The 2,313-nt window shown below is 73.5% G+C and carries 2 protein-coding genes; both read left to right on the top strand.

The genetic code is table 11. From position 1 onward, the window contains the following. Positions 1 to 157 precede the first annotated feature (157 nt). Entirely contained in the window at positions 158 to 1,765 is a 1,608-nt protein-coding gene (locus PKH97_RS15970) for a lipid II flippase MurJ (RefSeq protein WP_324388600.1), read from the top strand. Next, a partial coding sequence (locus PKH97_RS15965) for a glycosyltransferase (RefSeq protein ID WP_324388599.1) occupies positions 1,762 to 2,313 on the top strand: 552 nt, incomplete at its 3' end. The genes PKH97_RS15970 and PKH97_RS15965, both read left to right, overlap by 4 nt.

Raw genomic sequence — 2,313 nt, 5'->3', positions numbered from 1 at the left:
TGGTCGGTGCGGCCGTGGTCGCCCGCACCGGCCCCGTCGGGCGCGCCCTCGTCCTCGGCACGCTCGCCGGGCTGACCCTCGCCTCCGAGCGAGTCAGCTTCACCACGGTCATCGAGTCCACCCCGGTGCTGCGGGAGCTCGACGCCTGGGGTCGCCGATGAGCGAGGCCGCCAGCCGGCCCGCGCGGCATCCCGGCATCGGGTCCGCGGCCCGCTCCATCGCCGTCCTCAACCTCGCCTCGCGGGTGGCGGGTTTTGCGCGCACCCTCGTCTTTGCCGCCTGCGTCGGGACCACGGCCGTCGGCGCCCCGTATCAATCGGCGAACACGGTCCCGAATGTCGTCTACGAGGTCGCGGCGGGCGGCATCCTGTCGGCTGTGGCGGTGCCACTCCTGGCCGGCCGGGTTGCGGACGGCGACCGGGACGCCGCCGATGGCATCGGCTCGGCCCTGTTGACGTGGGCGATGGCGATTCTCGTGCCGGTGACCGTGGCGGTCGCGCTTGCCGCGCGGGCGATCGCCGGTGTCATCTACCCGCCTGGTGACGCCCGCGACCTTGCCGCTCGCATGCTGCTCATCTTCGCCCCGCAGATCGTGCTCTATGGCATCGGGATCGTGGTGACCGGCATTCTCCACGCCCATCGGCGCTTCGTCGCGGCCGCACTCGCCCCGCTGATCTCCAGCATCGTGGTGATCACGACCTACCTGGCCTATGGCGCCCTGGTCGCCAGCGGTCACACCTCATCGGAGGTGGCCGTCGCGGTCCTGGCCTGGGGGACCACCGGTGGCGTGCTCGCCCTGGTGGCGACGCTGATTCCGTCCCTGGGTCGGGTTGGTGTTCGTCTGCGCCCGACCTTCCGCTTCCCGTTCGACAGCGCCGTGCGGGCCAGGCGGCTGGCGAGCGCCGGGCTGCTCGCGTTGCTGGCACAACAAGCGAGCGTCGCCGTCGTGCTCTGGTTGACCAATCAGCGTGCCGCGCTCGGCACCATCAACGCCTATCAGTACGTCCAGGCGACCTATCTGCTCCCGTATGCCGTGCTCGCCGTCCCCATCGCGACCGCGGCTTTTCCTGTGCTGGCGGCCGGCGATGGCCGCGACCCGCGCGCCGGGCAGGCCCTGGCCGGGTCGCTCGGGGCAATCATCGTGCTCAGTGGTGCCGCGGCTGCCGCCCTGATCGCCGCCGCGCCCGCACTGGGTGCCTTCTTCTCGGCCGTCGACGCGGGTCGCTCCGGCCCGGGAGCGACGGCGCTGGCTGCCCTGCCGACCGCCATGACCGCCTTCGCGCCGGGCCTGGTCGGGTTCGGCGTGTGCGCCCTGCTCACGCGCGCGCTCTATGTCCGTGGGCGCGCGCGGACCGCGTCCACCGTCGTCGCCGCCGGCTGGGTGCTCGCAGCCGTGGTGCCGGTGGTGTTGACCATCGGGCGCACGGACACGGCGTGGACCCTGACGGTGATCGGTGTCGGTTCGAGCGTCGGCATGACTCTGGCCGCGCTCGGGCTGCTGGGACTGGTGCACCACGCATGGGGGAGCGCCGCACTCGCCGGTCTGCCGCGTGTCGTTATCGGGCTGGCCGTCGGCAGCGTCGCCGGCACGCTCGCGGCCCGGGTGCTGGCGCATCTGCTCCCGGATCCCGACGGTGTCGTGGCCGCCGTGTCCAGCGGGGTGGTCACCGGCGGGCTGGCCGCCCTGATCACAGTCTCGGGGGTGGCGCTCGCCGCACCCGCACAGGTCCGCGCCCTGCGCTCCCGGCTCGGTCGAACGCGATGAACGCCCTGCACATCATCCTGGTGCTCGGCAAGTCCACCGGCGGCATCGGCACCCACGTCGTCGACCTTGCCGCAGGCCTGCGCGCTGCCGGCCACCACGTCACCGTGGTGACCGATCCGCTCACGGCAACGACCTTCGGGATCGACGATGCCGTGCTGGCCTGGCCCGACCCCCGGCGGCCGGATCCGCGCTCCCTGCGGCGGTTGCGCGCGATCCTGCGCGATGGCGACATCGTGCACGCCCACGGGCATCAGGCCGGAGCGCTCGTCGCGGCGCTCCTGCCGAGACTCGGACGTGGCGGGTTCCGCGCGTTCCGGGGCGCCCGCACCTCTGGTCGCGCCCATCGGCGAGCCAACCGGGCGGCGGTTGTGCTGAGCCTGCACAACGAGTCACCCCCGATGACCGGTCTGCGCTCCCGGCTGGCCGAACGCGTCGAGCGTGCGGCGATCACGGCGGCCGATCTGGTGACCGGGGCCAGCAGCGACCTCGTGGATCGGGCCCGAGCGCTCGGCGCGCGCCGCGCCGAGCTGGCGCGCGTACCCTCGCCG

Source organism: Nostocoides sp. (assembly GCF_035343835.1).
Lineage (GTDB): Bacteria > Actinomycetota > Actinomycetes > Actinomycetales > Dermatophilaceae > Nostocoides_A > Nostocoides_A vanveenii.
The sequence above is the reverse complement of the archived record's forward strand: the minus strand, read 5'-3'. Positions and strand labels throughout refer to the sequence as shown.

Coding starts and splice junctions, on each gene's coding strand:
- PKH97_RS15970 (WP_324388600.1), top strand. CDS start 158: ATGAGCGAGGCCGCCAGCCGGCCCGCGCGGCATCCCGGCATCGGGTCC.